Here is a 16,069-nt window from a genome sequence, read left to right as displayed (position 1 = left end):
GGCTATCGGAGGTCGGCGACAACGAGTTCGTGTGGGGCATGGCGCTCGACGGCTTCCGCCCGACCACAGCTGAGTTACCGCCGCGCCCGCCTGTACCGTCTGACGGCCACAACCAGCTCTCAGGCTCAGTGAGCACCGCTTGCTCGGTCTGCTAGGTCGGGAATTCACCATCGCCACTCCTGAGAATTCACTCGATGCCCAACCGTGACCGTCCAGTGAGGGGATAAGCGGTCGCTTTGCCGCCGGTTACATGGTGTCCCGGTTCAAGTACCCGCGTACGTACAAGGCGCTTGACCCAACGAACGCAACGGAGGATCCATATCCAGTCGCAACGGCAAACCGCCGGTCCTGCACCCGACCAAAGGATGCGACCATGCCCGACATCGAACCGGACACCACCTCCCACGACCGGTGGGACGCGCTACCGTTCCTGCTCTCCGTCCCTAGAGCCGCAGCGTTGCTCGGTATCAGCCGCTCTGCGGGCTACCGGCTCGCCGAATCCGGCGAATTACCGACTAGACGGATGGGCGGACGTCTCTACGTGATCACCGCACGGCTGCAGGCGCTGCTCGAGCAGGACGACCTCGGGGAGGCGGCCGCATGAAGCAGGGGCACGTCCGCAAGCGCGGCAAGACCTGGTACTACCAGTTCCGACTCCCTGAGAAGGGCCCCGACGGGAAACCCGCCTTCGATTCCAAGGGTGGGTTCGCCACCGAGAAGGAGGCGTGGGCGGCCTGCCGCGACGCGATCAAGGCCGTCGAGCAGAACAAGCGCGTGAAACGCTCCAAAATCACTGTCCGCGAGTTCTTCGTCGAGGAGTGGCTGCCCGCGATCAAGATGGTCGTCGACGCCACCACTTACGACAACTGGCAGGCGTCCGTCCACGCCTACATCGTGCCCCGTCTTGGCAACGGCGATCTTCAGCAGCTCACCGCACCGATATTGGTGAAGTTCTACGCCCAACTGCTCGCTGACGGGCGCATCAAGCCCGACAACAACATTCGCATGTACGAGTACTGGCTCAAGGCGACCAACCGCGGCCAGCAGCCCACACCTCGGCAGATCGAACAAGCCTGCGGAGTTACCATCCACGCCGCCCGAGCCGCAGTGCGCCGCTACCGGGCCGGGCGGATCCCAACACCGAAGCCGCCTGGGCTGGAACCGAAGACCGTCCGCAACATCCACCTCGCCATCCACCGCGCCCTCGTCGACGCCGTCGCCTGGAAATATCTCGTCGACAACCCCGCCGACAACGCGACCCCACCGCGCGTCGCCCGAAAACGACGACCGGTATGGACGTCCGAGCAGGCCACTCAGTTCATGGACAGCATCTGTTTCGACCGTTTCTACACGCTGTTCCGGCTGGAGTTGACCACTGGGCTGCGGCGCGCGGAGATCTGCGGAATCCGCTGGCCGTTTCTGGATCTCGACACCGGGGTACTGTCGGTACACCAAGGTCGGGTCGTCGTGGCCGGGCGCGCCAAGGACGCCCAGGTCAAGTCCGAGGACTCGGTCCGCCTGATCGCCCTCGACCCCGAAACCGTCTCCGCGCTGCGCATCTGGAAGACCATCCAGGATGCCGAACGCGCGCTCTACGGTGACGACTTCCGCGACACCGATCTGGTCTTCACCTACGAAGACGGCCGCCCCGTGCATCCCGATTCGATCCGGGAACGATTCAAACGCCTCGCCGCACGCGCCGGGCTGCCCGAGATCCGATTCTATGATCTGCGGCACACCTACATCACGGCATCGCTGATGGCCGGAGTCAGCCCGAAGGTGGTTAGCCAGCGCGCCGGGCACGCCGACGTCGCCTTCACCATGAAGACCTACCAACACGTCCTGCCCGGCATGGACGAAGACGCCGCCGCCCGCGCTGCCAGCTACATCCTGGGACGCCGCGAAACCCCTGAGACGGCACCGCATCCATGAAACTAAGTTTGGCTAATGATGCCAAACGTGATGCCAGACCAACGCGAAAACGGCCCGGAACCAGATGGTTCCGGGCCGTTTTCCCTAGTAGCGGGGACAGGATTTGAACCTGCGACCTCTGGGTTATGAGCCCACGAGGACCCGTCGCGCATCGTCCCTCCGCGTTCCGGGGAATCCATTCTGTGCTGGTCAGCGGGGTTTCGTTCGTCCGTCCTGTCCGCGTCGCATCACCCGGCCCGCTGGGTTTCGCCGTGTCCGGTTGCCAAATCCGTTGCCAAATCCGGCGGGTTCGCCCCACGAAGCCCCGGTGTGCTCCAGTAGGCCGCGCGTACGCGGCCGAAGCGATTCCGCCTGGCCACTTCCACACTCTGATACTCAGCTTTGCACTCTCCAGATCCGGGGACCCCCGAGAGGTCGTAACCGTACTGCAATGTGCGCCTTTATGGTTGATAGACGCGCCGCAACTTCTACATCGACCGCTAGCAAGAAGATTCGATCAGTGTGTGCTTGGATGCAGAAATGGCAAGGCTCACAGTCAAACTCGACAACGACCATCTCGATCGCCTCGTGCGAGGGCCGGGCACGGGGCTCGCCGAGCTGATCTGGAACGCTCTCGATGCGGATGCCCACACGGTCGATGTCACTGTCAGCACGAGCCCACTGGGCGCGCCAGAGGAAGTCGTCGTCCGCGACGATGGCCACGGGATGGACGGCTTCGACATTCAGGAGGGTTTCAGCGCGCTCGGTGGATCTTGGAAGAAGAGGGCCAAGGTCTCGCGCGGGGAGAAGCGTCGACTACATGGAGAGCAGGGCAAGGGTCGTTTCGGGGCGTTCGGCATCGGCGATCGGGTCAGATGGATTACCGTTGTCGGCGATTGGGAAAACAGCGAGTTCCAGATATCTGGCTCCAGACACAATCTGCGCGACTTCGACATCGTGGGACCGGTGACGACCAGCGATCCCGTCGGAACCCGCGTCGTTATCGATCTACTCTCCGAGCAGGCTGCACGGTGGTTGGATCGGCCGAGTACCAAAGACAGCCTGGCGGCCACGTTCGCGATATACCTTGAGTCGTATCCCCAGGCGAAGATCTCGTTTCGCGGAGATGCGCTAGATCCGTCCGCCATGCAGGAGAACCGCACCGAATACCAACTCGACCTGCAGGATTTGCGCGGGTGGAACTCGATCGAGGGGCAGCCAACGCTGGTCATCATCGAGTGGAACCGGGCGATTGATCGGGTGCTGTATCTGTGCAATGCGGAGGGGATGGCCGCCGCGGAGCTGCAACCGAAGATCCAGGCGCCGGGCAGTGATTTCACCGCTTATTTGAAGTGGGCTGGTTTCGAGGGGCACGATGTGCTGCTGGCCGAGCAGGTCGAACCTATGGCGTCGATCATCGATCTCGCCCGGGACAAGATGCGTGAGCATTTCCGTAGGCGGACCGTGGAACGGCAGCGCGCGGTCATCACGGATTGGATCCAGGAAGGGGTTTATCCGTACAGCTCCGCCACCGGCCGGCGTTCGGGTATTCAGATCGCCGAGCGTCAGGTCTTCGATGTCGTTGCCTACACTGCGGCGTCCACGATCAACGCGGCCGGCGATCGGCGGGCCAAGAAGCTGTCGCTGCGCTTGCTCCGTGAGGCGGTCGAGTCAAACCCGGGCGACCTTCACAATGTCCTACGCAGCGTGCTGGAGCTTCCGGCAGAGCGCCTGTCGGAATTGAGTCAGCTATTGGAGCGGACGACGTTGTCGGCGGTCATCAACACCTCCAAGCGGGTTGCCGACCGGCTGGATTTCCTCATGGGGCTCGATGCGCTGCTCTTCGATGCCGAGTCGCGCAGGACGACGTTGGAGCGTCGCCAGCTACACCGCATCCTCGCGCAGGAAACGTGGATCTTCGGCGAGGAGTATGCGCTCACTGGTGACGACGAGTCGCTGTCCAAGGTGTTGCGCAAGTATCTCGAATTCCTCGGTGGCGATGTCGATCTCGCCGATGCAGGACCGGTACGCCGCCATGACGGGCGGGATGTGATTCCGGATCTCGTGCTGTCACGGACCTGCGAGATCGCGCAGGACCGCGTCGAGAACCTCGTCGTGGAGCTGAAACGGCCGTCGGTAACCCTGACATCCAAAGAGACCACTCAGATCGAGGAGTACGCGGACGCGGTCGTCAACGATGAACGGTTCCAGCAGCCGAATGTATTGTGGGACTTCTGGCTGATCGGCAACGACATCGACCGCATCACCAACTCTAAGCGAAACCAGACCGGTCTCCCGTTCGGGTACATCTACCGAACCGACCAGTACCGAATCCAGGTTCGCACCTGGGCCGAGGTGCTCAACGATGCCAAACATCGCCTGAAGTTCGTCGAGCGCACCCTCAACTATCAGGTTTCCCATGACAGCGGCGTGCAGTACCTCCGGGAGACTCATGCCAAGTATCTCCCCGCAGTTCTCGCCGAGGATGCACAGGTAAGTCCCGAAAGCTCTGAAGACTCAGCCGAACTAGATGAACAAGCTAGCTAATTGCCTGAATTACCTTGTGGGATAGCTAGTCTCAATCACTGCCTGCCAATATGCTGCTAAATTAGGCGAATTCGGGGGCCGTACTGTGTCGTGTGCAACAAGCAGTCGGTCGTGATGCCTCTCCGAGCACCGCAGCAACGCGACGAGCCGGACCGCTCGCTGGCGCCTTTTGCTCCTGAACCACCTCGGACCGCAGACGAGACGGCTACCGTCGATACATGAGTCCAGCGCGAGAAGCCGGTGAACTCTTCGACGGCCCGAATGGCCCCGCCCGGACGGGCAGCCGGTGGCCAGCCCTTACCGAGGCGCTAAAACTAAAAGGCTGCCCTCTCAGACCGTACCTTGCACAGCGCTTCCCGCTCAGAAAACCGATCTTCGAGCAATACAAGGAGACAGCTGCCGGACCGCTTGTGGTGCCTGGTGACCCATCCATGGGTGGGGGCACCGGCGCTGTGGGCGGCGCCTTCGACCACCTGGTCCGTTTTCTCGTCGATCCGCAACCCGAGTTATTCCTTCCTGCAACGGGGGCGCTTCGATTCGGCGGCAGGATGCCCACTGCTCTGGTTGAGCTCGCCACCTCCCTCGGAGTTAGCAGGTCACCATTCGATGCGCCCGTCGTCACCACCAGATTCGAGGGACCACGGGCCCCATCAGCTCAGGACCCCGAGGTACTCGCGCGCGGCTGCTGGGCATTGTCGTATCTAACCGAACTGGGACGCGGTATCCCTCCTGAGCGTTCGCCTCTCGCCCAGTTCGACCCACGAACAGTTAGCGGCGACGATCTGTTCGGATTGGCCTCGTCTGCTGCACTCGACCAACTCGCCGCACTGCGCACGCAGGCCGAGAAAGTTCTGTTGCCCGCGTTGGCATCACGTCCGGGTGTTTGGGCGGTCGGGCCGACATTCGAAGGCTCAGCGTTGATGAATGCCGATGCCGACCTGATCGCCGCCGGAACGCTCGTCGAGATCAAGACCGTGCTGGGCAGCAAACGTAAGGACGGCAGCCGCTATGCCGTACTGGACGCACCGATGCTGTTCCAGATGGTGGGATACACATTGCTGGACTTTCACGACGACTTCGCCATACGCGAGGTGGCCCTGTTCAACGCACGCTATGGTCACCTAGCAGTCTGGGACCTGCAAGCGCTTCTCGACTCACTGGCCGGATGTCCAGTCGATCTCTCAACTCTACGAGCCGATTTCGCACATTTCCTCCATAAAGGATGAAGCCCGGCCGACACCCTCATCGCGGCCAGGCCCGAATCTCTCGCCAGGTACCAGCGCCTATGAAGATCGAACCCAATAAGTGTCAGTGGTCACAGATACAGTCCGCCCCATGGCTTTGGCTATCGGTAGTGCCTCGGAGAGGCGGCCTGCGTGGCCGGCGGAGTGGGGCGAGGTTGCGGTCGGGATGTTGGCGACTGGTCTGATGACCTTGACCGACAACATCAGCGACGGGAACACCGCCATCGACGTCCCGTATCCCGTGATGATGCAGAGGGCGCTTGATCGACTGACCGCTATGTGCCTGGCTGCGGGGGTGGATCCGCCGCGCAGCGCTATGGATCTGATCGGCTGGGTCGGGCTGCCGTTCCGTCAGTGGCCGTTGCAGCTGCATTCGGATGGCATGGACGTCGATGAGCGCCTGCTGGTCGGAGGGCGGCCGAGCAGGGAATGCGTGGAGTGGGCAGTCCTGGGCTCCGGTGACGTCGAAGCCGAGATTCGCGAGCGTCGGCTGATGAACGCGGTGCTGGACAAGTGCCGCGCGCGCAATCGCGCGGATGTTTATGTTGCCTTTCGCCGGTTGCTCGTTGAATGCCCCGCCATGTCCGAGCGCGAACTTCTCAAACAGCTTGGCCGCCCGGAGCTGACCCTGCTCGCTCATGAACTGCGGTCGGCTTACCGCCCTGCGCCCCCGGAGACTCTCGTCGGTGGCTTCGCCGAGGTGTGCGGAGGATGCGGCAATTTGCGCACCTTGGACGCACACGGGCGTCGAGGGTGCCGGGAATGGGATTGCCCTGATCCTCATTCTGTCCGAACACAACTCACTGCTGCCGAGGGGGTCGTATGGCTGGCGCGCGAGTTCCGGATGTTCGTCACGGCCCCAGGACGCCCTGAGATTCGGATCGCCAAGGCCATCGAGAGGGCACTGAAGAAGGAACGGGTCAAAGTACATCTGTGGCCCGGATACGACTCCTGCGATCTCCTTCCGAGGGGTTGGCCTGGCCCGCTGACGTGAAGTCATGGGCAAACCCGGTTCGGCTTGCCCGACAGCTGACCGAGAAGCCGTTTCGTCCTCCAGAAGGTTCGGAACGAGCGTTCATCGTGATCGCGCAGGAACAAGTACGCGGACGTGAACATTACGTCCGAACAGTTCGCCAGCACTGTGAGTGGTTGAAACGGTCTCGGCACATCGAAGTCGTCACCGAACGGGCCTATATCCAGCGCGTCGTGGCGCGGCTGAGGGAGGGGAAGGAATGAGAGACAGCCAGCGATGGAAAACGGATGCGATCAAGGCAGTGCAGCGGGCCTCCGACCCACCCATGCACCGGCGTGAAGCAGCAAGGCTGCTCGACGTCGAGCTCTGCATCTTTCTAGCTCAGCAGGTCGCGCCAACTTCTCCATGCACCGACGCCTGGGCGCTGTTAGGCGGATACCCCTTTGTGCATGCGACCGGCCAATCGGTCGATGAAGACACCGAACATGTGATCGCGGTCGCCCGCCACTTGTTGTTGCGGTACAAGGATTTTCACGATTGGCAGTCGGCGCTGCGGTGGTATTCCGCTCTTGATGAGACTTTGCGTGGCTACGAGCTGGACCTCGATACCGGCGCGATACGGCAACGACAGCCCCGAACGCTGACCGATCGGTGGCAGCTGTTCGACCTAGCACTCTCGGCACCGCCACCACACTCGACCACCTCAGCCAGCCCTGGTGGCCATGGCCACTACCTGGTAAACACTGTGCAAGGGCCTACCAGCGTGACCATCCCGGAGTGGATACCGCTGGGCTCACCAACCGCTGGCCATGACCTCACCATCCGTCAGCGCGACCCCATCACGGTGAGTTGGGCGGAATTGCAAGCCGCCGCGGAGCACGGGGATCGGCTCGAGGAACAGAAGGGCTGGTCCCCTCGGTCCAACTGGGCGTCTCGGCTGTCGGACGTGCGGCTGGAGGTCCGCGCCGCCGATCACAGTTTCCATCCGTCGCAGACACTGACCATCGATGGGATGCTCCACCTGATCGGCATGGTCGGTGCGGGCAAGAGCACCCTGGTCGAGGTACTCGTCCTGTGGGCTTCATTGTCGAAACCATCGAAGCGGATCTGCGTCGTCCTCGACAACGTCACCGCCGTACTACGGAAAGTGACGCACCTGCGCGCGCTGGGGATCGCCGCCGCGCCCGTGCTGGGCCAGTCCAACCGGTTGTTGCACCTTCGTCGACTGCACCGGCTCACGGCGCCCAGCGACGGCACAATCGGGCCGACGAATGAGCCGATGTTCGACCTCATCAGCACCGCCTGCGGCCTCGACGGCCTTCGCGACCACAGCGCACAACCGTGGGATGTGCGACGGCCGCCGTGCCGGTCGCTCGAAGCGTTGGATGCCCAAGACGACGCCGAGCATCGTGGCTGTCCCCTGTGGCATGGGTGTGCCCGGCACGCCCCATCGCGTGATCTGGTCGATGCCATAGTGTGGGTCGCTACCCCGGCAAGTCTTATACATACACCGGTTCCGACCGAGCTGAACGGCGAGAAGATGCGCTACCTCGAGCCTGCGTGGCGACGTAGCGATCTGATCGTGGTCGATGAGGCTGATCAGGTACAGGCGCAGTTGGACGCCGTCTTCAGCCCTAGCCAGCAATTGATCGGCGAGGGTTTCGAAGCCTGGCTCGATGAGATCGATCGACTGACGAAAGAGTGGATCCGGCGTGACCAGCGTCAGCGGATGCACGACCCCAGGGTCCGGCTGTGGGCCACGACGCTGACGACCGCGATGACCGCTGTTCACATGATGTATGGGCTTCTTTCAACCGACCAGAATCGCACGCCGAAAGCGCTGGATCGCCGTTGGCTGGACACCGGCTATTTCACCGAATGGACGCTCAGCCAACAACTCGCCCAATCCTGGGCGGGATACGGTCCGCGCGGGCGCGGCAACCAGCCCATCCAGGGGTGGGAATCGGACCCTGCGTACATCCGACTGCGCCAAGCCTTCGACACCTTCATCGATGACCCCTTGGCCGGCGATCCTCCGCCGGATGAAGTCGCCATCGAGATGGTCGCCCTCACGAAATCAATTCTCAACGACAGCCACGAGACGGATCGGCAGCGGAGAGTTGAGGAATGGCTACGAACGCTGCGGAAGAATTGGCCCGCGTCGAATGGAACCCTGCCCGGGATCGATGATGTCGAACTCGAACGGCAGGCCACCCGGCTGCAGTTCGGAATCTACGTCGCCGTCCTCGCCACCAGACTCAATCGCCTCGTCGAAATGTTCCGCGATGTTGAATTCGAACTCGGCCTCGAAGGCAACGGTTCTTCCCTGTTTCACCGGGCACCCCGGGAATTTCAGTCGGTCGTCCCTGAATCGCCGATGGGCAACGTGCTCGGCTTCCAGTACGTCGAAGAGGACGACGCACCAAACCGGCGGGGTGGTCCAATGGGACAGCTCCGATTCTTCCGGTGCACGGGCATCGGCCGATGGCTACTCTCGCACCTGCACGAGCTGTACCAAGCCGATGGCAAGCATGGACCCAACGTCGTGATGCTCTCGGCCACCAGTTGGGCCGGTACCTCGCCGCGCTACCACATCGACGTACCGGTCGACGCGGTCCTCAAACCCCCCGACCGCGAGCTCGCCGCGATCCGACACAGCCATTTCGAGTTTCTACCGCTCTTCGCAGGCAGCAGCACCGAACCGATCCGGATATCAGGAACTCGCGGTGAACGCCGCGAAGCAGCACTACAGCGTATGGTCGCAGCGTTGGCGGATCCAGGCGCCGGCAAGAGCCTGCTGGAACAGAGGCGCGACCTGCTGCCACCCAACCGTCGCCGAATCCTGCTTCTCGTAGGCAGCTATCTGGAGGCCAAACTCGTCGCAGACCACCTTGTACGGCTGCGCAGCAGCTGGCGCGACCAGATCTGTCGGCTCATCCCAGACGATGAAGAATTCACCGCCTCCTGGGATGGCCCGCGCGCACTGCGCCGTGGTGACGTCTCCACCTTCGCTGACACCGGCGCCTGGCTGCTGGTGGCCCCGCTGCTGGCGGTCGAGCGCGGCCACAACATCCTCAACGACGAGGACAAGGCCGCGATCGGCGCGGCCTACTTCCTGATCCGGCCACACCCGCGGCCGGACGATCTGCACTACATCATCCAGCGCGTGAACCAGTGGGCCTGCCTGCAGATTGCCAACGGTCTTCCTGCGGTGCGAAACCCCCGTGGGGAGATCGGTGAAATCGCACGCGAATTCCGCAGAGCCGCACACCGCCGTTGGCGGGCGCTGCTGCACATGAAACTCGCCTACAGCACGTTGCGCACTGCAGAACAACAGGCACTGGCCTGGACCATGCTGGTCACCATCTGGCAGGTTATCGGCCGCCTCGTCCGTGGTGGCGAACCGGCACAGGTGTTCTTTTGCGACGCGGCCTTCGCCCCGGCGGTCGCCCAGAGATCCGACACCGCGCGAGACGATGACTCGACCAGCCTATTGATCGGGCTGCGTGACATCCTCGCACCCTACTTCCGCCCCGACTGCACCGACGCCGATCGGGACCTTGTCGATGCCCTTTACGGCTGCTTATACACAGCCTTGAGCACAATCGAAGGACTCTGACGTGGCTGCCACCAACCCCAAATACCGCCTGCTTCAACCCGCCGCCTTCCATGTCCGCACCGATACGGAATGGCAGGAAACGTTCCAGGTGCTCACGTTTCCCGAGAAGTGGAAGGAACGACTCCTCCCGCTGCTTTCACGCGATGAAGACACCGACCAGCGATCGATCCCGATATGGAGCCTCAACGCCGCACTCGTCGCCCTCGTACCCGACATCGTGACTGCCGCAACCAAGGCCACGATCAACGAGAACGCCCCCTGGCTCTACAGCAGCACTATCGTCGACACCACCGCCTTGTTCACGATCATTACTGCCTGGATCCGAACGCTCAGCCCGGATCCGAATCTGATCGAGCAGGCGCTCACCCATCTCACCGCCGACGACCTGGCATGGAACCGCACCCCAGTCGACTTCACCGAACTGGTCACCAATATGCCGGCTCCCAACCATTCAGCAGACGGCACTCTGTTTCAGCTGTTGCCCCACGTCATCGCGGGCAAGCTGACCGCGCCGGGCGTGGTTCATCAGCACATCATGCGCAACGACCCCGACGAACTGGTCCAGAATTCGTCGCAATTCCTACGATGCCCCACCGAACGAGGCGCCGAGGTAATGTCCTGGACGCCGCACGGCCTGCCTAAACGACCGTTCTCCTTCTTCCTGAAGATCACCGCGGAGCTCCAGCCCTTCAGCACCGAACCCATGGTCCACATAACCCCTGGTGTCAGGCGCTGGTGCCACAAGCCGAACCCTCTCCTCAGCGCGGAGCGAGGCCACACGGTGTACATGCTGCCGTCGGTGCCATGGTTACCCGGGATATCCACGTCCCGTAGCTTCCTCGCCGCCACGATCAACTCACGGATAACCACCGACGGCGGCGAGCGCACCTACACCGCCGGGTGGAACTCGCGGCTCGACCGGATCCTCACCGAGTTGGGATGCATGGAACGAATGCCACGCCCGGACATCCTGCGCGACAATCCCGCCTTGACCCTGGACCGTGAACAGGACGCCGTAGCCTTGGTCTTCCGCAACGGCATGTACCGGTTCAACCACCCGGCCACTCCCGGGACATCCCTGGCCGAAAGAGTCCCCCTGCTGGAGTGGACCGAAGACGTCCTCGCCGACCATCTCACCTTGACCGAGCCATATGAACGTTCCGAACGCATAATCCTGCCCGGTCTACGCGCCCTTGCCAAGAACACACACGCGGACAACCAGGATCCAGTCGTCGTCCTGCGGAAGGCCATCGCTGACGCCATTGGGCCCGTACTGGGTGTGGACATCTTCTTCGACACACGAAGCACCCTCGACTACGCCCGCCGCGAGCTCGCCAGTCTTCTTGGTATCGATGTCCCCTCCGCCACAGCCGACGATGGCACGCCAACCACGATCACCACCGAGCAACTCACGATCCAACTCACCGTCCGCCCCTGTGGTGTGCTCACCGCGGACCTGCAGCCCGACCCGGCAATCAAGAACCGGCAAGATCGCCTCCGAACCTCCGTGGAGGCACGAGCCACTGAGATAGCACACGTCCTGGAACCGGTGCCCTACCCGACGATCGCGTTGGTCGAGATTCCCGGCAAGAAGCACTACGAGCGCGCCCGCCGGCCGCTCGACCCGAAGTTCGCGGTCAAGTTCGGACTCGGCCGTCTCGGCCGCCTCAGCCAGTGCGTTACCAAAGCCGAACTCGCGCAGCCTAACTCAGGGAAAGACCAGCCCAAGAGCGATCCCAGCAGAGAAAAACTCAGGCAGTGCTGGGCCGACCTGATCCGGCAGCTCGGAGTCCGGACCAGCCCACTCCCCGCGCCGGGTGCGGGCGGAACCATCGCCAACCCGCCTGCTTACCTGGCCGTCTGGGTTATCCGCCAGAACAAGCAACGCCACTGGGGCGCCACCAGGCAGGTACCGGTCGCGGTCCTCATCAGTCCCGACGGGGCCCGGATCCAAGCATGTGCGCCCGATGTGCCATGGGCGCCTCTACACCAGGCCCAGCTGCGTATCAGCAGCGCGCACATGATCAGCAACCAACGGCGCGATGCGGCCGACATCACCCGGTTCGTTGAACGAGTCCTGCGCGAAGCCGCCGCTGTCTACCCAGACACTGTCCTGCTCACCGATGCCCATAACCTCCGCACCGGGTGGACCTACCTGCTCCACCACAACTTCAAACCGGACCACCTCGGATTCGGCCCGACTATCCGGCATATTCGGGGCTACCCCGGGTTACGACATGTACGGGTGCGGCGAGGAACCGACAACGAAGTGCCTCACGGCTTTGCATTCAACGAAACCGAAGAGAGCTCGACCTATGACGGTCTGTGGATTGGCCGCAACGACCGGACCTTCCTCAGCACCGGCGATAAGCCGGTAAGCGCAAGCAAGGCCGCCCGCTACGCATCCAAGATCACGACCTTCCTCAACAGGAAGAAACAGCTCAAGGAGCCAAGCCCGGGCGCATACGTATGGAACGCACGCCCTTGCGAAATCACCGCCGCCGCAACCCAGGAGAACGACGATCCCCAGGACTGGGCCGTACTGGTGCACGAATTGCGCTGGGCCACAACCAATTACAACTACGCAACAGCCAACCCATGGCCACTCCGCGTGGCCGAGAAGATCGGCGAGTACGTACTCCCCGTCGAACTCCTCGATGAAATCACCGATCAGGCAGCGGAATCAAGCGAAGGACCTTGCTGATTGGAGGATCCGTGTTTGAGATGGCGCAAAACCGCCAGGAGCACAAAGAGTGATCGGAATCACACTATTTCCGTCCGCTGAGACCATTGCCGCTATTTGAAAGGACCTAGGGGACTGGTCCATACATCACCCCTTGAAAGCTTGTCTGCCTTTAGGGTATTAGTCAGTCTGGGGCGGTGAATAGCGCCTTCGTAACCGGTCTCCTGTCCCTTCTGATTGTCCTACCAGTATCGGCTGCGGTGCTGCTCGCAACTGCTGGAGCAGTGCTTCATCGTGATCGTGATCGACGTAAGACGGCAATGGAAGCCCTTCGGCTACTACTTCAGCGGAGGCGATGATGGAGTCCGGAAATCGGCGGGGTAAGGGTGTGACGGCGACGCTCCGTCGCCGCGAACGGCTCCATTGGCTGCTGTCGGTTATTGCCGCATGCGGGCAGATCGAGGTGCCCCGGTTGCTACGAGGATCAGCTCCCTCTCACGCGGCTGGGACCCGTTGGCATTACGAACGCTATCTTGACGAGCTGGTCCAGCTCGACCTGGTGTGGGTTCACAAGGCGCGTGGGGTCAGGATTGCTAGCGCTACAACTCGCGGGCGCCGGGCTCTCGCGCGAATCCAGACGATGGAGAATTCGGCCCGATCGTCTTGACGTGGTGACTGATCGTCTCCCTGCTCCCGCCCTCGTCCCCGATAGGGTGAGGATGGCCAGGCGTGACGAAAGTGTTGCGGCCGTTGTCATCGGGCCCCAGCGTGAGTCTCCTGCCTCCCACTACCAGTCGCCGTCCGGAGGTCTCCGTCGGCCGCTGACAGCCGAGCACCGGCGCACGAGGCATGCTTATGGTTCCGCCACCGAAAGTCCGCGCACATGTGAACAATGGTGACCCCAGAGAGGATTCTGGACGTCGCTCCCGATCTCGCCTCGAGAACACGGTGACGTCTGGTGCCGCAAACCGGACACCCTTGCTGATTCCGGTGTGCCGCGTAGTCGCTGGCTCGTACTCTTCGAGCGTGAATTCTCCGACACCATGGACGATGACTTGGCAAGGCGCGACGGTCGGCGGTATGGAGTGCGGCGATAGATCGGGGGTTCCGGTATTGGCCTTCCACGGTGCGCCGGGCTCGCATGTGGAGGCAGTCGCCTTCGCCGATGCGGCGGCGGCGGAAGTCGGCGTGCGGATGATCGCGATCGATCGGCCCGGGATGGGTAGGTCGGAGTTTGCTCCGCGTAAGCAGATTGTCGATTTCGCTGACACGGTGGCAGCAGTGGCGGACCGGTTCCAGATGGAGCGGTTCGCGGTTCTCGGAGCCTCCGCAGGCGGTCCGTACGCGCTGGCGAGCGCGTATCAGTTACCTGATCGCGTCAGTAAGGCGATGGTGGTCAGTTCCGTGGCTCCGTTCGACGACCAGTCCGCTCGCAAAGGTGCTGGCGGGGTCAAGCCCGCGGGTGGGCTGCTGATCTTGCGGCGGTTTCCTTGGCTGGCGCGTCCGGCAGCAGCGCGGATGGCGCAGGTGGTCCGCAAACCCCGTGGATTAAACGCGATGATCGCGCGGATGTCACCAGCCGATCGGGCTCGGATCGGCGGAGACGATCGGCTGCGCGACCAGCTCGCCGAGAACATCTATACCGCGTTCACAACGGGCAGCCGTGGTGTGGCGGCGGATTTCCAGCTGTTGTTCGCGCGACCGTGGGGTTTCGACCCCGCTGACATTGTTGTGCCCGTGGAGATTTGGCACGGCGACGCTGACGGCAACGTGCCGGTTGAGGACGGCCGCCGTCTCGCCAGCACGATTCCGGACAGCAAGTTCGAGGAAGTGCCGGGCGCGGGCCATCTACTGTTCGTCGATCACGCACACGCGATCCTGCGCTCGATCCGCGACAGCACGCCACTCACCGAGTAGCCCGCCCAGTGAGGACATACAAATTCTATTGGTAGGCAATGAAATCCCGGGGCTACATCGCGCCCCGGGTTTTCTGGTAGGGCCGCTACAGTCCACAGGGGACACAGAGGCGACGGACGGCGTGAAAGCTTCTTAGCGGGGATGGGTGATGTCGTAGCAGAGGCCGCAGCCGCTGATCGGCGGAGGCGGATTCGGGTGGATGGGCGTGATATCGAGGATGGCCTGGGGTCGGCCGTCGGACGGGATCCGAGTCCAGGTTCCGGTGACTTCGATCCAGTCGTCGGTCGGGGTGAAGCGGACGTGAACGGTGATCGTGGCGCGGTCTCGGACGCCGATGGCGAGGTCGTTGCAGGTGAGTGCGACTCGGTTGCGGCCGTCCCGGTCGTAGAGCGGGTTGTGATGCCGCCATCCGGCGAGTGGACTGTGCTCGGCGGCGAGCCATTCGTGCACGAACGCCGACTTCAGATCGACCAGCGCCAGTGCGTGACCGGGCGGGATCGGGACGGCGCGCAGCGCTGCGATGGCCATGTCGGTGTCGCGGCTCGTGGCGGAGGCGCTGACATCGCAGATGACCGCGCGTACCCGCCGCTGGTCGCCGGTGCCGACCGCGCGGGCCGTGATGTGGAACTGGTGGAAGGTGCCGTCCTCGTAGCGTTTGGCAGCGGTGCCGACCCACTGGTCGGCGGGGGTGTCGGCGAAGTTGAACATGTCCAGGAACTCCGCGCGGGGCTCCCACCGGTCGAAGCTGGCCAGCAGTTCGGTGACGGTGCGCCCATCAGGAAGTTCGTTGGGTGGCCGAAGCAGGTACTCGGCGGCGGGGTTGGTGGTGAGCAGCCCGGACGGAGTCCACTCGACGGTGCCGATCACCGGGACCTTGGGCACGGGTTCCAGCAGGCCCGCCGACCAGAATGCGATGGCGAAGATGTCGTCTGAGGTCGGCCCGCGCACGGGGATGGCGGCCACCTTGTACACCCGGTCCTCGTTGTCGGTGGCGGCCTTGTCGTGGTTGCCGCCGGTATCCAGGCACTCGGCCACGAGATCTTCGACGAGATGCTCGGGCAGGCTGGCCCGCGCCAGCTTCGAAAATGATCGTGGCTGTCCGTGATTGAGGACCAGCGACACCTGCTCGGGGATGCCGGTCAGGGTTTCGACTACCACCCAGTCCCGCGTAGCAT

Annotated in this window: 10 protein-coding genes; 9 read left to right on the top strand and 1 reads right to left on the bottom strand. The window is 63.0% G+C overall.

The window, feature by feature from the left end:
• Positions 1-373: 373 nt before the first annotated feature.
• The 9 genes from ON31_RS29885 to ON31_RS29850 all read left to right on the top strand — a co-directional run bounded on the left by ON31_RS29885 (position 374) and on the right by ON31_RS29850 (position 14,894).
• Positions 374-604, top strand: a complete 231-nt coding sequence (locus ON31_RS29885) for a helix-turn-helix domain-containing protein (protein ID WP_039818457.1) — start codon at positions 374-376, stop codon at positions 602-604.
• Positions 601-1,932 (top strand): site-specific integrase, encoded by a 1,332-nt coding sequence (locus tag ON31_RS29880; RefSeq protein WP_081592832.1) that lies wholly within the window; start codon positions 601-603, stop codon positions 1,930-1,932. Before ON31_RS29885 ends, ON31_RS29880 begins: the two co-directional genes overlap by 4 nt.
• A 519-nt stretch (positions 1,933-2,451) precedes the next feature.
• Positions 2,452-4,458, top strand: a complete 2,007-nt coding sequence (locus tag ON31_RS29875; RefSeq protein ID WP_039818455.1) for an ATP-binding protein — start codon at positions 2,452-2,454, stop codon at positions 4,456-4,458.
• 218 nt (positions 4,459-4,676) lie between these two features.
• Positions 4,677-5,684 carry a hypothetical protein gene (locus ON31_RS37090; RefSeq protein WP_147286985.1) on the top strand — a complete coding sequence of 336 codons (1,008 nt, stop codon included), beginning with the start codon at positions 4,677-4,679 and terminating at the stop codon, positions 5,682-5,684.
• Positions 5,685-5,793: 109 nt separating this feature from the next.
• Positions 5,794-6,696, top strand: coding sequence for a pPIWI_RE_Y domain-containing protein (locus tag ON31_RS29865; protein ID WP_306306434.1), 903 nt, complete (start codon positions 5,794-5,796; stop codon positions 6,694-6,696).
• Positions 6,636-6,938 carry a restriction endonuclease-related protein gene (locus ON31_RS38635; RefSeq protein ID WP_373283027.1) on the top strand — a complete coding sequence of 101 codons (303 nt, stop codon included), beginning with the start codon at positions 6,636-6,638 and terminating at the stop codon, positions 6,936-6,938. The genes ON31_RS29865 and ON31_RS38635 overlap by 61 nt, the downstream gene beginning before the upstream one ends.
• Positions 6,935-10,294, top strand: a complete 3,360-nt coding sequence (locus ON31_RS29860) for a pPIWI_RE_Z domain-containing protein (RefSeq protein ID WP_147286987.1) — start codon at positions 6,935-6,937, stop codon at positions 10,292-10,294. Before ON31_RS38635 ends, ON31_RS29860 begins: the two co-directional genes overlap by 4 nt.
• A gap of 1 nt (position 10,295) precedes the next feature.
• Positions 10,296-12,998: a pPIWI_RE module domain-containing protein gene (locus ON31_RS29855; RefSeq protein ID WP_039818454.1), complete on the top strand. Its 2,703-nt coding sequence runs from the start codon at positions 10,296-10,298 to the stop codon at positions 12,996-12,998.
• Positions 12,999-14,003: 1,005 nt separating this feature from the next.
• Entirely contained in the window at positions 14,004-14,894 is an 891-nt protein-coding gene (locus tag ON31_RS29850) for an alpha/beta fold hydrolase (RefSeq protein ID WP_157533813.1), read from the top strand.
• A gap of 132 nt (positions 14,895-15,026) precedes the next feature.
• Here the strand turns inward: ON31_RS29850 and ON31_RS29845 are convergent.
• The coding region (locus tag ON31_RS29845; protein WP_039818452.1) for a GAF domain-containing protein at positions 15,027-16,069 on the bottom strand (1,043 nt) is incomplete at its 5' end.

Source organism: Nocardia otitidiscaviarum NBRC 14405, from assembly GCF_000308635.1.
Taxonomy (GTDB): Bacteria; Actinomycetota; Actinomycetes; order Mycobacteriales; family Mycobacteriaceae; genus Nocardia; species Nocardia otitidiscaviarum.
The sequence above is the reverse complement of the archived record's forward strand: the minus strand, read 5'-3'. Positions and strand labels throughout refer to the sequence as shown.

Bases quoted from the DNA above. Each gene is read 5' to 3' on its own strand.
- ON31_RS29865 (WP_306306434.1), top strand. From the start codon at position 5,794: ATGGCTTTGGCTATCGGTAGTGCCTCGGAGAGGCGGCCTGCGTGGCCG.
- ON31_RS29880 (WP_081592832.1), top strand. From the start codon at position 601: ATGAAGCAGGGGCACGTCCGCAAGCGCGGCAAGACCTGGTACTACCAG.
- ON31_RS29860 (WP_147286987.1), top strand. From the start codon at position 6,935: ATGAGAGACAGCCAGCGATGGAAAACGGATGCGATCAAGGCAGTGCAG.
- ON31_RS37090 (WP_147286985.1), top strand. From the start codon at position 4,677: ATGAGTCCAGCGCGAGAAGCCGGTGAACTCTTCGACGGCCCGAATGGC.
- ON31_RS29875 (WP_039818455.1), top strand. From the start codon at position 2,452: ATGGCAAGGCTCACAGTCAAACTCGACAACGACCATCTCGATCGCCTC.
- ON31_RS29885 (WP_039818457.1), top strand. From the start codon at position 374: ATGCCCGACATCGAACCGGACACCACCTCCCACGACCGGTGGGACGCG.